Source organism: Listeria immobilis (assembly GCF_014322765.1).
Taxonomy (GTDB): domain Bacteria; phylum Bacillota; class Bacilli; order Lactobacillales; family Listeriaceae; genus Listeria; species Listeria immobilis.
Genome location: NZ_JAASTZ010000003.1, coordinates 128,716 through 149,968, shown reverse-complemented (window position 1 = coordinate 149,968; position 21,253 = coordinate 128,716). Strand labels below are relative to the sequence as shown.

Below are 21,253 nucleotides of genomic sequence, written 5' to 3'. Positions count from 1 at the left end.
AGATTTTTTCTTTTTCTATTGTATCATATTTTTATAAAGTTTTTTTAGTGAAAACCAGTGCCGAACAAGTGTTTCTGTGGTATGATAAGCATACAAAAAAGGTGGTGGAAAGCTTGGATATGCTTGACTTATACATTATAACTATTTTAAAAAAATCTGTTACACCAAGAAAAATGCCGTTTTTACATACAATTTTGGTGGGGCGAAGAACTGGCCAAGCAGTTCAAGATACGCATCTTTTTCAAATGCAACATTTATTTGGACTAGTCCCCAATCTAAAAGCAACCTTTTTAGAAGCACGATTAACAAAATTAACTAAAGAAGGTACTATTTTAGCTACGGAAAACGGCTATATAGTTCAAGAAGAAATAACTTCAACGTTTGAAACAGTGTATCCAAGGTTTCAAGGTTTTGCTTTTCAAAGGCTAGTATTTGATTTCTTTGCAAATTTACGACTGGCGGTTCAAGTAGTTAGTAATAAACAACATAAACTAAACTACTATTTACCAGTTATTCGAGATAAAAAAATTCAACAATTCATAAAAAACTGGCTTTCCAAACAAAATCAAGCTACGTTAGCGGATAGTTTATATAGGGAACTTATTAGATGGTTTAAAGAATTAGAAGTAACAAGACCGGAATTTTTAGTTGAGCGTTTTTCGGGAAGAGAACTTATGGGTTATACAACAGAACAAATAGCTACGAACTATAATCAACCGAAGTGGAATGTCTATTTTGAAATGTTGCACGAGCTTCATCGTTTATTCGCTGTAATAAAACAACAAGCAGATGAATGGACTATTTTGCGCAGTTTAATACCATCAGAATTAACAGCTTTAACCACTTCAGCAGTACAAACCTTATCTTTGTGGGAAAATGGAGCGGATATAGAAACTATCGAAAAAATTCGCAACTTAAAAACAAGCACCATCCAAGACCACTTTGTCGAAATTAGAGCTACACAAAAAAATGCCAATGTACCATGTTTGCCAAATGAGGAGTTAATAAAAGCAATTAACAGCAGTGATTGGCATTTATTGCGTGAAATAAAAGCAGCATTTCCAGAATTAGATTATTATCAAATTCGGCTAGCTGTGGTAAGTAGGGGTGGAATAGAATGAACCTAGAAAAAGAATTAAAAGCATATCTTGGGTTTGAACAATTCCGTCCAGGTCAAAAAGAAGTAATTGAAACGGCCTTAGCTGGAAAAAATAGTTTTGCCATGCTGCCGACTGGAACTGGGAAAACCGTTTGTTACCAATTGGCAGGACACTTAATGGAAGGACTCGTGCTAATTGTGTCACCACTTCTTTCGTTAATGCAAGATCAAATGGAGCGAATGCGTGCTCACGGTGAAAAGCGAGTTGCTGCACTAAATAGTTTTTTAAAACGAGCGGATAAAAATCAAATTCTTGCTAATATTCATTTGTACAAATTTTTGTTTTTATCACCAGAAATGCTAAATAGCAGTGAAGTGAAAAAAGTTCTTTTACAACAAAAAATGAGTCTTTTTGTCATTGATGAAGCACATTGTATTTCTCAATGGGGACATGATTTTCGCCCGGATTATTTAATGCTTGGTCAATTTATTCAAGAAGCTAATTTTCCTGTTTCTATGGTGCTTACTGCAACGGCTACCAAAAAAGTTCGAGCAGATATATTGGAACAACTGCATTTAACAGACTGTGAACAAATTATATATTCAGTAAATCGACCTAATATTTCTTTACAAGTAGAAAAATTCGCTAACCAAAAATTAAAGAAAGAACGCTTGTATGAACTAGTTTCAAAACTCCAAACACCGGGTATTATTTATTTTTCAAGTAAAAAATTAGCAGAAAGTACTGCTCGCGAATTAAATGAATTAACTGGTTTACAAGTTGCATATTATCATGGTGATATGGAAACGGAAGATAGAATAGTGATTCAGCAACAATTCGTTAATGGTCAGTTAGATATTATTTGTGCGACTAGTGCCTTTGGAATGGGGATAGATAAAGCAGATATTCGCTTCGTTATTCACTACCATATGCCTGCTGATTTGGAAGCATATTTACAAGAAATTGGCCGAGCCGGTCGTGATTCAAACAACAGCATCGGTATTTTACTTTATGCAATTGGAGATGAATTTATTCAAATGCAGTTGGCAGATCAAGACTTACCAGATGCCAGTTTTATTCATTTATCCAAAGAGCAACTTAAAACATTACCAGATTCAGAGCAGCGGTTTATTGAATACTATCAAAAAAGTGGCTTAACCACAAAAGAGTTAACAGCCAAAATTGATTATCGAAAAAAATGGAAACGAGCTAATTTACAACATTTCATTGGTTATGTGCATACAGAGGAATGTCGTCGGAATTATATAATGCGCTATTTTGATGAGGAACCTTTGCTGGAAGAAAGACCGCTAAACTGCTGTGATATCGATGGTGCCGGGATAATTGACTATGAAAAAAACGAAAATATACAGCGAAAAGAACTACCCACATGGGAAAGTTATCTAACATACTTACTACAATAATCTTAAAAGTTACGAAATTTGACAAATAAGAATCCAAATTTAGATTTTTTGCTAAAAAAGGGCTTGTTTAATAGCAAAAAAATTGTTATTATTTTGTTCAGTAATCTATATGAAATAGATAGAGACTGTGCATTTTAGGCCTGAATTTAAAATTAAAATAGCTTTTTTTAGTAAAAAAGCGGTTTAAGTGTTGTTGTATGTTACATTTATGGGTATAATTATTTCAAAGGCATTTCATTTTTAATAGCATATGTAACACTTCTCTGTGCCAATAATAGTGCATAGGATAATTTTAGATAGCACTAAAGGAGGAACTTTGAGTGGCAAAAAAACGAAAAGATAAGCGGGAATTTGAAGAACCGGCTGATTACGATATGAGTTCAGAAGGGCAAGATGAATTTAATAATGAACCGCCAATGTTATCCCGTTCTGATAGCAGACGAGGTAAAAAGAAAACGATTTTTAGATATCCACTATTGAATTTATTAATTGTATTTTTTCTACTTATACCAATCGTAATCGTGATTGTATTTGTTACTGTTCAAAATATGGGATCAAATGAAGTAAAAACCGAAACAGAATCAACTGTTAATGTATCTAACAATACCGAAGCAAAAGAAGAAAAAGCAAAAGCGAAAAAAGCTGCAGAAGAAAAAGCTGCAGCCGAAAAAGCCGCGGAAAAAAAGAAAGCTGCAGAAGAAAAAGCTGCTGAAGCAAAAAAAGCTGAAGAAGCAGAGGCAGCTAAAAAGGCAGAAGAGGCAAAAAAAGCACAAGAAGCTGCCGATCAAAAAGCAGCTGAGGAAAAAGCCGCAGAAGAAAAAGCTGCTGCAGAAGCCGCTAAGAAAAAAGCAGATGAAGAAGCAAAACAAAAAGCTGCCAGTGAATCACACACCGTTCAAGCAGGAGAAACACTATATGGTATCGCTCGTTCTGCATATGGTAGTGCAGGAGCTGCCGCGGGTGTAGATAAAATCAAACAAGCTAATGGACTTGGAAGTAATGATGTTCCAGTTGGGACAGTTCTAACAATTCCGCAATAATAAGACAACACTGAATGGGTCTGGGAAACGCTTCCGAGACTCATTTGTTTGTCTAAGTGGAAAAATGTAGGGGGAATAAATAATGGCAAGAGTTGCACTAATTACTACAGGTGGTACAATTGCGAGTAAGAAAACGGAATCGGGCAAACTAGCATCTGGAGAATTATCTGGAGAAGAACTAGCCGCATTATGTAAATTGCCTACAGAAATTCAAATAGATATTTACTCTACTTTTCAATTACCATCCATGCATATTTCGCTTTCAGATTTAATTAGTTTAAAACAGCTAATCGAATCTATTTTTATGGACGAAACATATGATGGAATTGTTGTTACTCATGGGACAGACTCATTAGAAGAAACTGCATATTTTCTTGACCTTGCTGTAACGGATACAAGACCAGTAGTTGTTACTGGTTCGCAAAGAGCGCCAGAAGAGCCGGGTACGGATGCTTATATTAATATTCGCCATGCCATTTATACAGCATGTGAAGCGAATTTGCGGCAAGCTGGTACAGTCGTTGTTTTTAATGAACGGATTTTTGCTGCAAGATATGTAAAGAAAGTGCATGCATCAAATATTCAAGGTTTTAGCGCATTTGGTTTTGGATATTTAGGAATTATTGATAATGATCAAGTTTTCTTATATCAAAAACCTTTAGAACATGAATGTTTTGATATTCGCTTAGATCTTCCCGAAGTCGTTGTAATTAAGTGTTACATGGGAGCAGATGGTTTGTTTGTGGATGCAGCAATAGATAGTGGGGTAGCAGGTATTGTTTTAGAAGGAGTTGGACGTGGACAAGTAGCTCCAAAAATGATGCCAGCAATTATTCGGGCGCTAGACAAAGGGATTCCAGTTGTCATCACAACAAGTGCTGAAGAAGGGAATGTATACACTACTTATGATTATGAAGGAAGCACATTTGATTTATATAATCGTGGTGTCATTCTTGGTAAAGATTACGATAGCAAAAAAGCTCGTATGAAGTTAATGGTACTTTTAGCATCTCAAGAAGAGATAAATCAAACTAATTTCAGATAAAGGGAGTTATATTTTATGACAAAGAAAATTTGTATTGCAATTGACGGACCAGCAGCAGCAGGGAAAAGTACAGTAGCAAAAATAGTCGCAAAAAAATTACGTTTTGTCTATATTGATACGGGAGCTATGTATCGTGCTGTTACTTATATGGCGTATAAAAACAAAATGGATTATAAAAACGAAAAAGCTATTGCAGAACTACTAGCGAAAACCGTTATTAGGTTCGAACCTGGAGAAGTGCAGCAAGTATTTATAAATGAAGAAAACGTAACAGAAGTGATTCGTTCTTTAGAAGTGACTAATCATGTATCTATCGTTGCAGCTCACCCTACTGTTCGAGAAGCTTTGCAGGAAAGGCAACAAGGATTTGCAAAAGAAGGCGGCATTGTAATGGACGGACGTGATATTGGAACTGCGGTACTTCCAAATGCAGAACTAAAAATCTTCCTATTAGCAAGTGTAGAAGAAAGAGCTGAACGCCGCTTTAAAGAAAATGCAGCAAAAGGCTTTGCAGGAGATTTAAATCAACTAAAAAAAGAAATAGAAGAACGCGATCATTTAGATTATACAAGAGAACATTCGCCACTAAAAAAAGCAGAAGATGCAGTGGAAGTGGATACAACTTCCATGTCTATTGATGACGTAGCTAACAAAATCCTCTTTTTAGCAGAACAAAAAATCAATGATTAAATAAAAACTGCTACATTTTCCTAACAAAATGGAAATGTAGCAGTTTTTTAATTTAACCGTGAAAGTCTAAACAAAATAAGCGTTTGTAAGCTATTATGGTGAATTTCGCATTTGAAAAGAGCTTGACAAATGTCTGGATTTGTAGGATGTTATAAGAGAGATTTTTTACTTTGTGAAAAGTATCTTGCAAGGATTTTCTAGCTGGAAAATCAGTTTGACTAAAGGTGTATTTGCTATTTTTCTTTTTTTAATCGGAAAATTTACCTATCTGGGAAACTAGTCAAGCAGATGGAGTGAGCAAAATAGGTTGCTTTTAAACTAGGAAGTTCTAAAAATTCGACTAACGAATGGAGGGCTACTCATGTCTGAAGATTTATTTGATGTGGAAGTTAGAAATTTTGAAGAAGGAGACAAAGTCACTGGCACGGTTACGAGTGTGGAAGATAAACAAGTTTATGTCGGGATTCCTGATAGTAAACTTGATGGTGTCGTTCCAATAAGTGAACTTTCCAATATACATGTGGAGACAGCTTCTGACGTTGTAAGCGTAGGCGACACACTAGATTTAATTGTTACAAAAGTAGAAGATGACGTTCTAGTATTATCCAAAAGAAAAGTGGATGCAGAAAAAGCATCTGATGATATTAAAGCGAAATTTGAGTCTGGTGAAGTATTTGAAGCAGTAGTAAGCGACGTTGTAAAAGGTGGCTTAGTAGTGGACTTAGGTGTTCGTGCATTTGTTCCAGCTTCATTAGTAGAAGACCATTTTGTAGAAGACTTTGCAGATTATAAAGGAACCACTTTAACTTTCAAAGTGGTAGAATTCGAACCAGAAAATAACCGCGTGATTTTAAGTCACCGTGCTGTTGTCGAAAATGAAAAAGCAAGCCAAAAACAAGCTTTATTACATGAAATCAAAGAAGGCGATGTAATCGAGGGCACTGTTCAACGATTGGCTAACTTTGGTGCATTTGTTGATATTGGCGGTGTAGATGGTTTAGTTCATATTTCGCAAATTTCTTATCAACATATTGCAACCCCACAAGAAGTGTTAGAAGAAGGGCAAAAAGTTACTGTGAAAGTAATTGGTATTGATCCTGAAAATGAGCGTATCTCACTTTCTATTAAAGCCAATCTACCGGGACCTTGGGATGGTATTGCTGAAAAAGCACCAGTTGGTTCTGTTTTAGAAGGTAAAGTGGTTCGTTTAGTCACTTTTGGTGCGTTTGTGGAAATTTTCCCAGGAGTAGAAGGTTTGGTTCATATTTCGCAAATCTCTCATCAACATATTGGGACTCCACAAGAAGTACTTTCTGAAGGGCAAACTATCGAAGTAAAAGTACTAGAAGTAAACGAAGCAGATAAGCGTTTATCTCTAAGCATTAAAGACTTACAAGATGCACCTGTAGAAGAAGCTGATTATGAACTTCCAGAAGAAAGTACTGGATTCCAAATGAGCGATTTAATTGGTGACAAATTAAAAGGTCTAAAAAACGACGATAAATAATCAAAGCTAACAGAGCCTAGGGAGAATGTTCCCATAGGCTCTTTTTCTTTTTGAAATGGAACTTTTCATTGCCAGTATGGTGTTTTACTGATAAACTAAAGAAAGTTTGATAAATAGGATTCGAGAAAAAAGAAGGTGAAATAATGGCAAAACCAGTTGTAGCGATTGTCGGACGTCCAAACGTCGGCAAATCGACTATTTTTAACAGAATCGTTGGTGAACGTGTTTCCATTGTGGAAGATGTTCCTGGTGTGACACGTGACCGCATATATAACTCTGCGGAATGGCTCGGCAAAGAATTTAACATTATTGATACAGGTGGAATTGATCTTTCCGATGAACCATTTTTAGAACAAATTCGCGCTCAAGCAGAAATTGCAATTGATGAAGCAGACGTAATTATTTTTATTACTAATGGTCGTGAAGGTGTAACTGATGCGGACGAACAAGTAGCAAAAATTCTTTACCGGTCTAATAAACCAATTGTTTTAGCGATTAATAAAGTAGATAATCCAGAAATGCGTGACCAAATCTATGACTTTTATTCTCTTGGATTTGGAGAACCGTATCCAATTTCCGGTTCTCATGGACTTGGGCTTGGCGATATGCTAGATGCTGTTCGCGCTCATTTTCCAAAAGAAGAAGAGGAAGAATATCCTGATGATACAGTGAAATTTAGCTTGATTGGTCGACCAAATGTTGGTAAATCATCTATCCTAAATGCACTTCTTGGGGAGGATCGTGTTATTGTTTCGGACATTGCAGGAACAACACGCGATGCAATTGATACCACTTACACATTTGATGGACAAGATTATGTAATGATTGATACAGCCGGAATGAGAAAACGCGGGAAAGTGTATGAAAGCACAGAAAAATATAGTGTTTTACGTGCAATGAGAGCAATTGAACGTTCTGATGTTGTTCTTGTCGTTATCAACGCGGAAGAAGGTATTCGTGAGCAAGATAAGCGAATTGCTGGATATGCACATGATGCTGGACGTGCGATCATTATCGTCGTGAATAAATGGGATGCAATTAATAAGGATGAAAAAACAATTAATGTGTGGACAGAAGATATTCGGGAGCAGTTCCAATTCTTAAGCTATGCACCAATTGTCTTTGTATCTGCTAAAACAAAACAACGCTTAAATAACTTATTCCCACTTATCAACCAAGTAAGTGATAATCATTCGTTACGTGTACAATCAAGTATGCTAAATGATGTTATTAGCGATGCGGTTGCTATGAACCCGTCACCAATGGATAAAGGGAAACGACTTAAGATTTTCTATACGACACAAGTGGCTGTGAAACCACCAACCTTTGTTGTATTTGTTAATGACCCAGAATTAATGCATTTCTCTTATGAACGATTCTTAGAAAATCGAATAAGAGACGCATTTCCATTTGATGGTACGCCAATACGAGTAATTGCTCGTAAGCGTAAGTAAAGTTTTCGGGAGGAAAAATAAATGACACCTAAAAAAGTAGCTATTCTCGGCGCTGGAAGCTGGGGAACTGGCCTTGCGCTTGTCCTTGCTGATAATCATCATCAACCTGTTATTTGGGGAAACTTAGATAAAATTGTGAATGAAATTAATGAATCGCACACGAATAGTCACTATTTACCAGATATTATTTTACCAACAGAAGTTAAAGCGACTTTATCACTAGATGAAGCAATAGACGGTGCTGAAATAGTCGTTATCGCTATTCCAACAAATGCAATGCGTGTGGTTTGTAAGCAACTAAACGAAGCGCTTAAAGAACCAACTATTTTAGTACATGTAAGTAAAGGTATTGAACCAGATACTAATTTACGGATGTCTGAAGTAATTGAAGAAGAAGTAGATGCAGCTAAGCGAAAAGCACTAGTTGTTCTTTCGGGGCCAAGTCACGCGGAAGAAGTTGCGCTACGTCATCCAACAACGCTCTGTGCAAGTTGTAAAGATTTAACAGCAGCAGAAATTGTACAGGATCGTTTTATTAATAATAATTTACGAATTTATACAAATGATGATGTTATCGGTGCAGAAATTGGTGGCGCACTTAAAAACATTATCGCACTGGGCGCTGGGATCTCTGATGGGCTTGGCTACGGCGATAATGCGAAGGCAGCCCTAATGACAAGAGGGATGGCAGAAATCACTCGTCTCGGCGTTGCTGTGGGCTCTAATCCCCAAACTTTTTATGGATTAACTGGAATTGGTGATTTAATCGTTACTTGTACGAGTGTGCATTCACGTAACTGGCGTGCTGGTAATATGCTTGGTAAAGGTGAGAACTTAGAGGAAGTATTAGAAAAAATGGGTATGGTCGTTGAAGGTGTTCGAACCGCCAAAGCAGTACATGGCTGGGCTGGGAAACTAGAGATTGATATGCCGATTACAGAATCCATTTATGCGATATTATTTGAAAATAAAGATGCGCGTGAAGCAGTAGATTTATTAATGGGTCGCAAAAAGAAAATCGAAAAAGAATCGTTTTAAACGAGAGAGCTAAAATAGGTATTTGCTTATTTTAGTTCTTTTTTTATTAGTTGTGCTAAAATGAACAAGAAGAAAGAATTAGTACAAAAATAGGGGTGGAAATATGGAAATTAATCGTGGGAATAATTCTATTACACTGAATTGGAAGCAAGAAGAAATAAGCAAAGACACATTGATTTTTGTTAGCGATAGTCCTATCTTAAACGATGATGCAAAGCCTGTTTTGAAAGTAACAGATAGTATAAACCATTATACATATACAACAAAAAATGTGCCAGTTTATTTCTTTTTACAGCAACCAAATGGGCTGAAAAAAGTAATTTCAGAGCGAATTTTACCGACTGAAAGTGTTTTTAACTTTCGTGATATGGGTGGCTATCAATCCAAAAATGGTAAACATGTTCGCTGGGGGCAGCTATATCGCTCTGCCAATTTAGTAAATATTAATAAGACGGATATAGACTTAATTCAAAAATTACATATTAAATGGATTTGTGATTTACGGAGCAGTTCGGAAGTAGCAGCACAGCCAACTCCTGAAATTGCCGGTGTGCTAAACAAACATATTCCAATTGGAACTGCCAAAAACGAACAGACGGAAATACCGGAATTGGCAGATAAAACTATCTATGAACCTTTAATGGGAGAGAGTTATCGTGTTTTTGTTCAGTCAGTTGATGGTTTTAAAGAGATTTTTAATGAAATTTTAAATGACACCAAAGCTGGTTTGCCGTTTGTCTTTCATTGTACAGCAGGAAAGGACCGTACAGGCGTTTTAGGGGCATTATTGTTAACATTGCTAGATGTGCCTGAAAAAACAATTTTCGCAGACTATGCTATCACTAATCGCTATCAAGATGCTATTTTAGAAGAAATGGGAGGTATAGTGTCGCTATTTTCTAATTCTACAGAAAAAATTGATTTAGAAACATTTCGACCTATGGCAGAAGCTCGTCCAGCATACTTAGAAATTGCTTTTGATGAAATGAAAAAGCAGTTTGGCTCTGTGGAAAATTATTTAGAGATTGGAATTGGAATTACCGCAGAAGAAAAGGCAAAGCTTCAACAAATATTATTAGAGTGAAAACTAGGCGTAGAAACCCATAGTTGTCAGGTAATAGCAACTAATTTACGCATAATTTTATGAAAAAAGAACTATTTTAGTATTTTATGGTGGTATCGCTTGCTATTCTGTGATTTCCCAGTTAGTATAATGGATAACAGGTTGATACTATCACGTTTTCAAGCTATGAGAGAAAAGATAACTAGCTGGAAATGTTAAGAAACAGTGTCAGTTTGGCATTATCCCTTGCAGTTACTGGGATTATGTGATAATCTTTTATCAGAATTACTGTTAAGGCTTGTATTTAAGCCATTTCAGTCATTATTCTCCTGAAATTCCAAAATCACATTTTGTTTTCGGAAAAAAAAGAGAAATACAGGCATCCATATGGACCTGCTTATTTTGTAGAATTCTGTGAAGGAGGTGAAAAACACAATGGCAAATAAAACTGATTTAGTAAACAGTGTTGCTGAATTAGCTGATCTTTCTAAAAAAGACGCAGCGAAAGCAGTTGAAGCTGTATTCGAAACTATTCAAACTTCTTTATCTAAAGGTGAAAAAGTTCAATTAATCGGATTTGGTAACTTTGAAGTACGTGAACGTGCTGCCCGTAAAGGCCGTAACCCTCGTACTAAAGAAGAAATCGACATCCCTGCAAGTAAAGTACCAGCGTTCAAACCTGGTAAAGCGCTTAAAGAAGCTGTTAAATAAGTTACATAGACTTTTTAAGCATAACTCTAGTCTGGCCTTAATTTTATAATTAAGCTAGGCTAGTTTTTTTTATGCGTTTTTCTGCTTGTAAAATAGGGAATATAGTTAACAAAACGAATAAAACCCCTATGAAAATCACAAATTTAAGCAAATTAAATTTACCTTGAAGTTCGGCTGTGTTAAGATATACAAGGTATATAAATGCTAAAAAGATAGGGGAATTAAGGATGGAGCAAATAGACAAACAAAAGATTGCAGATGCAGTGAAAGTTATTTTAGAAGCAGTGGGAGAGAATCCTGAACGTGAAGGCTTAAAAGATACACCAATGCGAGTTGCGCGGATGTATGAAGAAGTTTTTGCTGGACTAAAAAAAGATCCATCTGTTCATTTTAATACTATTTTTGAAGAGCAACATGAAGAATTAGTACTTGTAAAAGATATTCGTTTTTCCTCTATGTGTGAGCATCATCTTGTTCCTTTTTTTGGCGTAGCTCATGTAGCTTATTTACCGCAAAAAGGACGAGTTGCTGGATTAAGTAAGTTAGCTCGTGTTGTAGATGATGTTAGTAAACGTCCGCAACTTCAAGAGCGTATTACAACTACTGTAGCAGAAATTATGATGGACAAATTAAAACCACTAGGAGTCATGGTGATTATGGAAGCAGAACATATGTGTATGACAATTCGTGGTGTAAATAAACCAGGAACAAAAACGATAACAAGCGCAGTACGAGGTGCTTTTAGAAATGACGATAAGCTTAGAAGTGAAGTTTTGGCTTTAATTAAGCATAATTAAGCATCCTTTATGGTATAATTTATTTTACTAATAAGGAGATTTAAAGGGGATTTTTAGATGACTTATCAGGCAAAGAAGGCTGGGCTAAAGGAAGTGGAACAATTGGTGCATGAACAGGCAGTCTATCAGTATTTACAAGAGAATAATGAAGGCGGACAAATGGATAAAGATCAAATGCTTTTTCTTCATGAAGCAATTTCCGGCTCCGATTTGACTGATGTTTCTGCATATCGGGTAGTTAGTGCAACGCTTTACATGATTTTAGCACATGACACCCATGAAAAAATTGATGAACCAGATGATGTAGTTCAGATGACGCGTAAAGAGCAAGAGTTAACGGTTCTTGCCGGTGATTTTTATAGCGCGCTTTACTACCGAACACTTGCTGAACTTGAAATGATTCCTTTGCTACGCGCATTGCAAAGTGGAGTGCAAGAAACCAATACAGCTAAAACGAATATTTATCAATTGCATGTTGCGACAGATGAAGAATATCTTACTCAGCTAGCTTTAACAAACGCAGCTATTTTTTCTAAATTTGCGAAATACTTTATGAAAGAGCAAACGTTTATTTCACTCGGTTGTCAGTTTTTCTTACTTAAAAGATTACAAATGGAACTTAATTTATATAAAGAAACTGGAGTATCTAGACTTAAACGGGCATTTGAACATGGTTATTTTGCCAAAAAAGCAGTTAGTAATTTTGAAAGCTGGTTAGAGGAAATTATTAATGATGTGAAACAAGAAGTGGAAAGCTTGAAAGAACGCGCTGAACCACTTTCGAATATATTAGAAAAACGAATTGTCGAGGTTTTAAACGACTGATAAATAAAAGGAGATTCGGGATATGACGGAAACGAAAGAAGAAAAAGTACATAAAGTATTTGAGAAAATTTCTCCAAGTTATGACCGAATGAATAGTGTCATTAGTTTTAAACTTCATGTGAAATGGCGCAAAGAAACAATGAAACTAATGCGCGTTCAAAAAGGGGCAAATGTCTTGGATGTTTGTTGTGGGACAGCAGACTGGTCGATTATGATGGCAGAGGAAATCGGTTCAGAAGGTCATGTTACTGGCCTTGATTTTAGTGAGAATATGCTCGCTGTTGGACGTGAAAAAGTGCAAGAAGCAGATTTGTATAATGTCGAACTAATTCATGGAAATGCAATGAGTTTACCATTTCCAGATAATAGTTTTGATTATGTAACTATCGGATTTGGGCTACGAAATGTACCAGATTATATGCAGGTTCTCCGTGAGATGTACCGAGTTTTAAAACCTGGCGGACAGCTGGCGTGTATTGATACATCACAGCCGAATATCCCAGGCTGGAAACAAGTATTTAATGCATATTTTCGCTATGTAATGCCTGTTTTTGGAAAGTTTTTTGCGAAAAGTTATAAAGAATATAGCTGGTTACAAGAGTCAACACGAGAATTTCCAGGAATGGCAAAGCTTGCAGAAATGTTTCAAGAAGCTGGATTTTCTTATGTAAGGTATATTTCACATAGTGGCGGAGCAAGTGCAACTCACTTTGGATTTAAAAAGAAGGAACAATAAGGTGGCAAGCATGAAACTTAACTTTTTATACACAAATATGCAAAAAGACATTGATATAGTGGAAAAGGAACTAAAAAAAGCTCTTTCTGGTGCAGCTGCTGAAACGACTTCTGATGCAGCACTACATTTGTTAGAAGCTGGAGGCAAACGGATTAGACCGATGTTTGTCTGCCTATCCGCACGACTTGCGACAAATGCAGATTTTGAATTGGTTAGAGATGCTAGTGTAGCGATTGAATTGATTCATATGGCTTCGATTGTTCATGATGATGTCGTGGATGATGCGGACTTAAGACGTGGACGTGAAACAATTAAATCTAAGTGGGGAAACCATATCGCAATGTATACTGGTGATTTTCTTTTTGCTAAATCATTAGAATATATGACGGAAATTAAAGATGTGGCTGCTCATAAAATGTTATCACATGTTACTGTAGAGCTATCCACTGGTGAGATTGAACAACTAAAAGATAAATATAATTTTGATCAAAGTGTGCGAAATTATTTACGGCGTATTAAACGGAAGACAGCGCTTTTGATAGCAGCTAGTTGCGGTCTTGGCGGTATTGTTTCAGGGCAATCCAAAACCGACTACCAAAAACTATATCAGTTTGGTTACTATGTTGGAATGGCGTTTCAAATTACGGATGATGTACTTGATTTTGTTGGCACAGAAAAAGAACTTGGTAAACCAGCTGGAGAAGATTTGAGACAAGGAAATGTGACGTTACCTGTATTTTTTGCAATGGAAGATCCTTTTCTTAAAAAACGAATTAGCCAAGTAACCGAGGAAACACCAGCAGAAGAAATTGCCGCTTTAGTAGAAGAAGTAAAAAAATCAGGAGCAAAAAAAGCAGAAGATGTCGCTACAGCCTACTTAAAAAAAGCTGTCGCAACACTGGATTCTTTACCACAAGTTCCTGAGTTAAAACCACTGAAGCAAATCGTTCGTGTTTTAGATAAAAGAAATTATTAACGTGAGGGAGGATTCTATAATGGAACAAACTTATGTAATGGTTAAACCGGATGGTGTGGAACGAGGACTTATTGGAGAAATTGTAGCAAAGATAGAAAAAAAAGGAATAAAATTAGTAGCTGCAAAATTAATTCAAATCGACCGAAATTTAGCAGAACAGCATTATGCTGAACATATTGGAAAGCCTTTTTTTGAAGATTTAATTGGATTTATCACTTCTGGACCAGTATTTGCGATGGTTTTAGAAGGGGATGATGTCATTAAAATAGCGCGACGAATGATGGGGAAAACCAATCCATCAGAAGCAGACCCTGGAACGATTCGCGCGGATTATGCGATACATACGAATAGAAATGTAATTCACGGTTCTGATAGCCCAGAAAGTGCAAAACGAGAAATTCAGCTGTTTTTTGCACCAAATGAAATTTTAAGCTATGAAAAGGCAGTAGATACTTGGATTTAAAATTAACAAGAGTTTAGGGAAACCTAGGCTCTTTTTTTATAGAGAAATTACCATTTGGCGCGTTTTTTTGATATGATAATAGAATGAGATTAAAGTATTGTGTTCTTGCTAGGCATATGTTAAGATATTACACATATACTTTAAAGCGCTAAAATATTAACGCTAGAATACCTAGCTTAAATAGAAAAAGGAGAGTTGTTGAAATGAGATACTTAACGGCAGGAGAATCACATGGACCAGGGCTTACAACTATTATTGAAGGATTGCCAGCAGGGATGCCCCTACTTGCAGAAGATATAAATAAAGAACTAAAAAGACGGCAAGGTGGTCATGGTCGCGGGGCTCGTATGCGTATTGAAAAAGACCAAGTACAAATTACAGCGGGCATTCGTCATGGTAAAACGCTAGGCGCTCCTGTAGCAATGTTTGTTGAAAATAAAGACTGGAAACATTGGGAAACAGTTATGAGCATTGAACCAGTTCCAGAAAAAAATGAAAAATCTCGTCGCGTATCTCGTCCTCGTCCTGGACATGCGGATTTAGTTGGTGGCATGAAATATGGTCATAATGATATGCGTAATGTGTTGGAACGTTCTAGTGCACGAGAAACAACTGTCCGCGTTGCAGCAGGAGCAGTTGCTAAAAAACTATTACATGAACTTGGAATTGAAGTTGCAGGTCATGTTCTTGAAATTGGTGGAACTAGAGCGAATTTGACTCGTGACTATTCCGTTACAGAAATTCAAGACACTTCAGAGGCGTCACCCGTTCGTTGTTTAGACGAGGAAGCAGCAGCAGAAATGATGCAAAAAATTGATGATGCAAAGAAAAATGGCGATACCATTGGCGGAATTGTCGAAGTAGTTGTTGGCGGCGTACCTGCTGGCCTTGGTAGCTATGTACAATGGGATAAAAAATTAGATGCGAAAATTGCCCGTGCGATTGTAAGTATAAATGCTTTTAAAGGCGCTGAATTCGGTGTTGGTTTTGAAGCTGCGAGAAAACCCGGAAGCGAAGTAATGGATGAAATTTTATGGAGTAAAGAAGAGGGTTATACAAGACGGACAAATAATCTGGGAGGTTTTGAAGGCGGAATGACAAACGGTATGCCAATCGTTGTTCGCGGCGTAATGAAGCCAATTCCAACTTTATATAAACCACTTCAAAGTGTGGATATCGATTCAAAAGAAACCTTTAATGCAAGTGTGGAGCGTTCGGATAGTTGTGCAGTACCTGCAGCAAGCGTAGTAGCCGAGGCTGTTGTTGCTTGGGAAGTAGCAGTGGCTGTGTTAGAAAAATTTGATGGTGACCGTTTTGACACACTTAAAAAACATGTGGAGGAACATCGAAACTTAACGAAGGAGTTTTAATCATGCCAGAAATTACAGTCCGTGCTAAAAGTAAAACATACCCAGTATATATTAATGAATCTGCCTTACTTGATGTGCAAGAAAAATGGTCACAAAGTCTAGCGAAGTATTCTCACGTGTTTGTCTTAACAGATGAACACGTGTCAAAACTTCATAAAGCGAAACTTGACAAAGTGCTTGCTGATTTGCCGGAAGTGACGTATTATGTGACGCCAAATGGGGAAGAAGCGAAGACATTTGCTGTTTATGAAGACGTCATGACAAAAATGATTGAAACTGGCCTTGATCGTAAGGCGGTTTTAATTGCTTTTGGAGGGGGAGTAATTGGTGATTTAGGTGGTTTTGTTGCTGCTACATATATGAGAGGCATTCCATTTTATCAAGTTCCTACAACGGTTCTTGCTCATGATAGTGCGGTTGGTGGCAAAGTTGCGATTAATCATCCATTGGGCAAAAATATGATTGGCAACTTTTACCAACCAGAAGCTGTTATTTATGATACGCAGTTTTTTGCTACTTTACCTGAACGAGAAATGCGATCTGGTTTTGCTGAAATGATAAAACATGCCCTTATTAGCGACCATACATTACTTCGCACATTAATGGATACTTTTACAGAACCAAAAGACTTTTATACGAAAGATTTAACGCCATTTTTACAGCGCGGAATTGAAATTAAAGCGAATATTGTTGCTCAAGATGAGACGGAGCAAGGAGTACGCGCTTATTTGAATTTTGGTCACACGTTTGGTCATGCCTTAGAAGCTTATGGTAACTTTGGCAAATGGCTTCACGGTGAGGCGATTACTTATGGGATGATTTATGCATTAACGATGAGTGAGACAGTTTACGGACTGGATTTTGATTTAGCAGAATTTAAAAGCTGGTTAGCAAATTTGGGTTATGATACTGTTTTTGATGCAACGGTCCCTTTTAGTAAAATATTGGAAAATATGCGTCATGATAAGAAAACTACTTTTAATGAAATAAGCATGGTTTTACTAGCAGAAATTGGAAAACCAGTTATTTATAAAGCAGAAGATGAGTTGATTTTTAAAACATACAAAAACGTGATGCGAAATGGAGGGGATAAATTTTGAGAGCGATTCGTGGTGCAACAACAATAGAAAACAATACGCCGGAAGAAATTTATACAGCAACAAAACAATTATTTGCAGAAATTTTAACTCAAAATGGAATAGTGGATAGTGAGCAACTTACTTCGGTTATTATTACAGTAACTGAAGATATTTTTACGGCTTTTCCAGCGAAGGCAGTACGTGAAACACCTGGTTTTGAATTTGTTCCAGTTATGGGGATGCAAGAAATTCCAGTGCCGGGTTCGCTTCCAATGTGTATTCGCTTTATGGTATTTACAGATTTACATAAGCCACTTGAAGCAATCAATCATGTGTATTTACGTGGAGCAAAAGTATTGCGCCCAGATTTAGTGAAAGAGGAGGATGCGTAATGAAATGGAAAAAATCACTTACAGGTCTATCTTCTTATAAACCTGGGAAACGTGAAGAAGAAGTGATGGCAGAACTTGGTTTAACAAAAATAACCAAACTATCTTCCAATGAAAATCCACTAGGTACTTCGCCAAAAGTGGCAGCTTTGCAAGCAAATTCCAATGTGGAAACAGAAATTTATCCAGATGGTTGGGCTGCTAACTTACGAAAAGAAGTAGCAGATTTTTATCAATTAGAAGAAGAGGAATTAATTTTTACAGCTGGGGTAGATGAATTAATTGAATTGTTAACGCGGGTTTTGCTTGATAATACAACCAATACAGTTATGGCAGCACCAACCTTTGTGCAGTATCGCCAAAATGCTTTCATTGAAGGAGCCGAAGTAAGGGAAATTCCCCTTCTTGCGGATGGCGCACATAATTTAGAAGGTATGCTAGCTGCAATTGATGAAAAAACAACCATTGTCTGGGTTTGTAATCCCAATAATCCCACAGGCAATTATATTGAATTAACGGATTTACAAGCATTTTTAGCTAAAGTACCTAGCGATGTGCTGGTTGTTTTGGATGAAGCGTATATTGAATACGTAACTCCTCAACCTGAAAAACATGAACAATGGATTCGTACTTATAAAAATTTAATCATTACTCGAACTTTTAGTAAAATTTATGGTTTGGCAAGTGCACGTGTTGGTTATGGTATTGCAGATAAAGAAATCATCAACCAACTGAACATTGTCCGCCCACCATTTAATACAACAAGTATGGGACAAAAATTAGCAATCGAAGCAATAAAGGATCAAGCTTTTATTGAAGCATGTCGAATTTCTAATGCAAAAGGAATTAAACAATACGAAGCCTTTGCTAAACGTTTTGAAAAGGTGAAATTATATCCGGCAAATGGGAATTTTGTTTTAATAGATTTAGGAATTGATGCAGGAGCTATTTTTAGCTATTTAGAAAAAAATGGCTATATTACACGTTCTGGTGCAGCGCTTGGTTTCAAAGAAGCTGTTCGAATTACGATTGGAACAGAAGAAGAAAATAGTGCAGTTATTGCCCTTTTAGAAAAATTATTGTAAGTATTTGGAGGCGTTTTTGAATGAAGGGGACGGTAGTTATTGTTGGTCTTGGGTTAATTGGCGGTTCTATTGCCCTTGCGATTAAAGCCAAACATCCAGAAGCGCATATCATTGGAATAGACGTTTCCTATCATACGTTAGAAGTTGGAAAGTCTCTAGGAGTCATAGATGAAATTGGCGAAAGTATTTTAATAGATGGACCAAAAGCAGATTTACTTATTTTTTGTTGCCCGGTAAAAGAAACGGAACAATTATTAACACGATTACCAGGGCTTCGTTTAAAGAAAAATGTTATTGTAACGGATACAGGAAGTACAAAAGGAACCATAATGGAAGCATCAGCCGTACTTAGGGAAAGTGGAATAACATTTATCGGTGGGCATCCAATGGCAGGTTCACATAAAAGCGGTGTCCGAGCGGCAAAAGAACTTTTATTTGAAAATGCTTATTATTTGTTAACACCAACGAATGACGTGCCAGAGGATAAAGTGATTAATCTAAAAAATTGGCTTTCAGGAACGAATGCTAAATTTTTAGTATTATCGCCAAACGAACATGATGAAATTACAGGAATGCTAAGTCATTTACCCCATATTGTTGCGGCAGCTTTAGTTAATCAAACGCAACGTTTTACTGAAGAACATCCTGCTGCATTCCGACTAGCAGCAGGTGGGTTTCGTGATATTACCCGGGTCGCTTCTTCAGATCCAAGAATGTGGACAGATATTTCTATCAGTAACCAAAAAACATTAATAAAACAGCTGACGATTTGGCGAGATAGCATGAATCAAGCCCTGGAAATGCTCGAAAGTGAAGATAGTCATTCGATTTATGCTTTTTTTGATGGAGCAAAAGAATTTCGAGATTCGCTTCCCGTTCATCAAGGTGGCGCGATACCATCTTTTTACGATTTATTTGTCGATGTACCAGATTATCCAGGGGTTATCTCTGAGGTGACAAGATATTTAGGCGAAGAAGAAATTAGTTTAACCAATATCAAGATTTTGGAAACTCGGGAAGATATTTTTGGTGTGTTACAAATTACTTTCCAATCAGACGAAGACAGAGACCGAGCGAAGCGTTGTATTGAAACTAGAAGTAACTATACATGCCATTACGAATAGGAGAGAAATGACGATGAAATTAATTACAAATAAACAAGGGCTGGTTGGTGAAATTACAGTTCCTGGAGATAAATCAATGTCCCATCGCAGCATTATGTTTGGGGCAATTGCAGAAGGAAAAACGGTCATTCGTCATTTCTTACGTGCCGATGATTGCCTTGGAACTATTAAGGCTTTTAAATCATTAGGTGTGAAAATTGAAGAAACCGAGGAAGAAATTATTGTTCATGGTGCTGGATTTGATGGTTTAAAACAAGCAGATGGCGCTCTTGATATTGGTAACTCCGGAACAACCATTCGTTTGATGATGGGGATTTTAGCTGGACGAGCTTTTGATACTGTTATTTTGGGCGACGAGTCCATTGCAAAACGTCCGATGAACCGTGTTATGTTACCACTACAACAAATGGGTGCAAAAATGCATGGTAAAGATGGTTCTGAATTTGCTCCAATAACAATTACAGGTAACCAATCATTGAAACGAATGGAATATCATATGCCAGTTGCTAGTGCACAAGTAAAAAGTGCAATTATTTTTGCAGCATTGCAAGCAGAAGGTGAAACGATTATCCATGAAAAAGAAAAAACACGTGATCATACAGAACACATGATTCGTCAATTTGGCGGTGAAATTGAAATGGATGGTCTAACCATTCGTGTTAAAGGCGGTCAACGATTTATTGGGCAGGAAATGACTGTCCCAGGAGATGTTTCTTCTGCCGCTTTCTTTATTGTGGCAGGCTTAATTGCACCAAACAGTGAAATTGAACTAACTCATGTTGGTTTAAATCCGACTAGAACAGGGATTTTTGATGTGGTAGAACAAATGGGCGGGAGTTTAATTGTAAAAGATTCCAGCAGAAGTACTGGGAAGTTAGCAGGCACTGTTGTGGTGAAATCTAGCAAGCTAAAAGGAACAGAAATTGGTGGCGATATTATTCCTCGTCTAATTGACGAAATTCCTGTTATCGCTCTTTTAGCAACACAAGCAGAAGGAACAACTATCATAAAAGATGCTGCTGAATTGAAAGTAAAAGAAACTAATCGAATTGACGCAGTGGCCAATGAACTAAACAAAATGGGAGCAGATATTACTCCAACTGAAGATGGCTTAATTATTCGCGGAAAAACGCCACTTCATGCAGCCAATGTGACAAGTTACGGCGATCATCGTATCGGAATGATGCTTCAAATCGCTGCACTTCTTGTTGAAGAGGGAGATGTGGAATTAGAGCGTGCAGAAGCAGTTTCTGTTTCGTATCCGACCTTTTTTGAAGATATTCGTTCACTTTTAAAATAATAATGACTACCAGTGCTGATCGCTAGATATATCAGTA

General features: G+C 36.9%; 21 protein-coding genes. All 21 read left to right on the top strand.

The annotated features are described in order from the left end of the window. Positions 1-113: 113 nt before the first annotated feature. Positions 114-1,121 carry a helix-turn-helix domain-containing protein gene (locus HCJ50_RS03135; RefSeq protein WP_185345304.1) on the top strand — a complete coding sequence of 336 codons (1,008 nt, stop codon included), beginning with the start codon at positions 114-116 and terminating at the stop codon, positions 1,119-1,121. Then, positions 1,118-2,524 carry a RecQ family ATP-dependent DNA helicase gene (locus HCJ50_RS03130; protein ID WP_185345302.1) on the top strand — a complete coding sequence of 469 codons (1,407 nt, stop codon included), beginning with the start codon at positions 1,118-1,120 and terminating at the stop codon, positions 2,522-2,524. The genes HCJ50_RS03135 and HCJ50_RS03130 overlap by 4 nt, the downstream gene beginning before the upstream one ends. A 320-nt stretch (positions 2,525-2,844) precedes the next feature. Beyond that, positions 2,845-3,564 (top strand): LysM peptidoglycan-binding domain-containing protein, encoded by a 720-nt coding sequence (locus HCJ50_RS03125; protein WP_185345300.1) that lies wholly within the window; start codon positions 2,845-2,847, stop codon positions 3,562-3,564. Positions 3,565-3,646: 82 nt separating this feature from the next. Continuing rightward, positions 3,647-4,609, top strand: coding sequence for an asparaginase (locus HCJ50_RS03120; protein ID WP_185345298.1), 963 nt, complete (start codon positions 3,647-3,649; stop codon positions 4,607-4,609). A 15-nt stretch (positions 4,610-4,624) separates the two neighbouring features. Then, entirely contained in the window at positions 4,625-5,299 is a 675-nt protein-coding gene (gene cmk / locus HCJ50_RS03115; RefSeq protein WP_185345296.1) for a (d)CMP kinase, read from the top strand. A 361-nt stretch (positions 5,300-5,660) separates the two neighbouring features. After that, on the top strand, positions 5,661-6,806 hold the full coding sequence (gene rpsA / locus HCJ50_RS03110) for a 30S ribosomal protein S1 (RefSeq protein WP_185345294.1): 1,146 nt from the start codon (positions 5,661-5,663) through the stop codon (positions 6,804-6,806). Between the two features lie 143 nt (positions 6,807-6,949). Beyond that, a complete protein-coding gene (gene der, locus HCJ50_RS03105; RefSeq protein WP_185345293.1) occupies positions 6,950-8,260 on the top strand; it encodes a ribosome biogenesis GTPase Der in 1,311 nt (436 codons plus the stop codon). A gap of 21 nt (positions 8,261-8,281) precedes the next feature. After that, positions 8,282-9,298: an NAD(P)H-dependent glycerol-3-phosphate dehydrogenase gene (locus tag HCJ50_RS03100; protein WP_185345291.1), complete on the top strand. Its 1,017-nt coding sequence runs from the start codon at positions 8,282-8,284 to the stop codon at positions 9,296-9,298. Positions 9,299-9,401: 103 nt separating this feature from the next. Continuing rightward, entirely contained in the window at positions 9,402-10,382 is a 981-nt protein-coding gene (locus HCJ50_RS03095; protein WP_185345289.1) for a tyrosine-protein phosphatase, read from the top strand. A 414-nt stretch (positions 10,383-10,796) separates the two neighbouring features. Next, positions 10,797-11,072: an HU family DNA-binding protein gene (locus HCJ50_RS03090; protein WP_003720260.1), complete on the top strand. Its 276-nt coding sequence runs from the start codon at positions 10,797-10,799 to the stop codon at positions 11,070-11,072. A 227-nt stretch (positions 11,073-11,299) separates the two neighbouring features. Continuing rightward, entirely contained in the window at positions 11,300-11,869 is a 570-nt protein-coding gene (folE, locus tag HCJ50_RS03085) for a GTP cyclohydrolase I FolE (RefSeq protein WP_185345287.1), read from the top strand. A 57-nt stretch (positions 11,870-11,926) separates the two neighbouring features. Then, positions 11,927-12,694 (top strand): heptaprenyl diphosphate synthase component 1, encoded by a 768-nt coding sequence (locus tag HCJ50_RS03080; protein ID WP_185345285.1) that lies wholly within the window; start codon positions 11,927-11,929, stop codon positions 12,692-12,694. A gap of 22 nt (positions 12,695-12,716) precedes the next feature. Continuing rightward, positions 12,717-13,430, top strand: coding sequence for a demethylmenaquinone methyltransferase (gene menG / locus HCJ50_RS03075; RefSeq protein WP_185345283.1), 714 nt, complete (start codon positions 12,717-12,719; stop codon positions 13,428-13,430). Positions 13,431-13,440: 10 nt separating this feature from the next. Then, positions 13,441-14,406, top strand: a complete 966-nt coding sequence (hepT, locus tag HCJ50_RS03070) for a heptaprenyl diphosphate synthase component II (RefSeq protein WP_185345281.1) — start codon at positions 13,441-13,443, stop codon at positions 14,404-14,406. A 19-nt stretch (positions 14,407-14,425) separates the two neighbouring features. Next, positions 14,426-14,869 carry a nucleoside-diphosphate kinase gene (ndk, locus tag HCJ50_RS03065; protein ID WP_185345279.1) on the top strand — a complete coding sequence of 148 codons (444 nt, stop codon included), beginning with the start codon at positions 14,426-14,428 and terminating at the stop codon, positions 14,867-14,869. Between the two features lie 203 nt (positions 14,870-15,072). Further along, positions 15,073-16,239, top strand: a complete 1,167-nt coding sequence (gene aroC, locus HCJ50_RS03060; RefSeq protein ID WP_185345277.1) for a chorismate synthase — start codon at positions 15,073-15,075, stop codon at positions 16,237-16,239. A 2-nt stretch (positions 16,240-16,241) separates the two neighbouring features. Then, positions 16,242-17,339: a 3-dehydroquinate synthase gene (gene aroB, locus HCJ50_RS03055; RefSeq protein WP_185345275.1), complete on the top strand. Its 1,098-nt coding sequence runs from the start codon at positions 16,242-16,244 to the stop codon at positions 17,337-17,339. After that, positions 17,336-17,710: a chorismate mutase gene (aroH, locus tag HCJ50_RS03050; RefSeq protein WP_185345273.1), complete on the top strand. Its 375-nt coding sequence runs from the start codon at positions 17,336-17,338 to the stop codon at positions 17,708-17,710. The genes aroB and aroH overlap by 4 nt, the downstream gene beginning before the upstream one ends. Next, a complete protein-coding gene (gene hisC, locus HCJ50_RS03045; protein ID WP_185345271.1) occupies positions 17,710-18,792 on the top strand; it encodes a histidinol-phosphate transaminase in 1,083 nt (360 codons plus the stop codon). Before aroH ends, hisC begins: the two co-directional genes overlap by 1 nt. Positions 18,793-18,812: 20 nt before the next feature. Further along, positions 18,813-19,916 (top strand): prephenate dehydrogenase, encoded by a 1,104-nt coding sequence (locus HCJ50_RS03040; RefSeq protein WP_185380806.1) that lies wholly within the window; start codon positions 18,813-18,815, stop codon positions 19,914-19,916. Between the two features lie 13 nt (positions 19,917-19,929). Then, positions 19,930-21,216: a 3-phosphoshikimate 1-carboxyvinyltransferase gene (aroA, locus tag HCJ50_RS03035; protein WP_185345267.1), complete on the top strand. Its 1,287-nt coding sequence runs from the start codon at positions 19,930-19,932 to the stop codon at positions 21,214-21,216. Positions 21,217-21,253 lie beyond the last annotated feature (37 nt).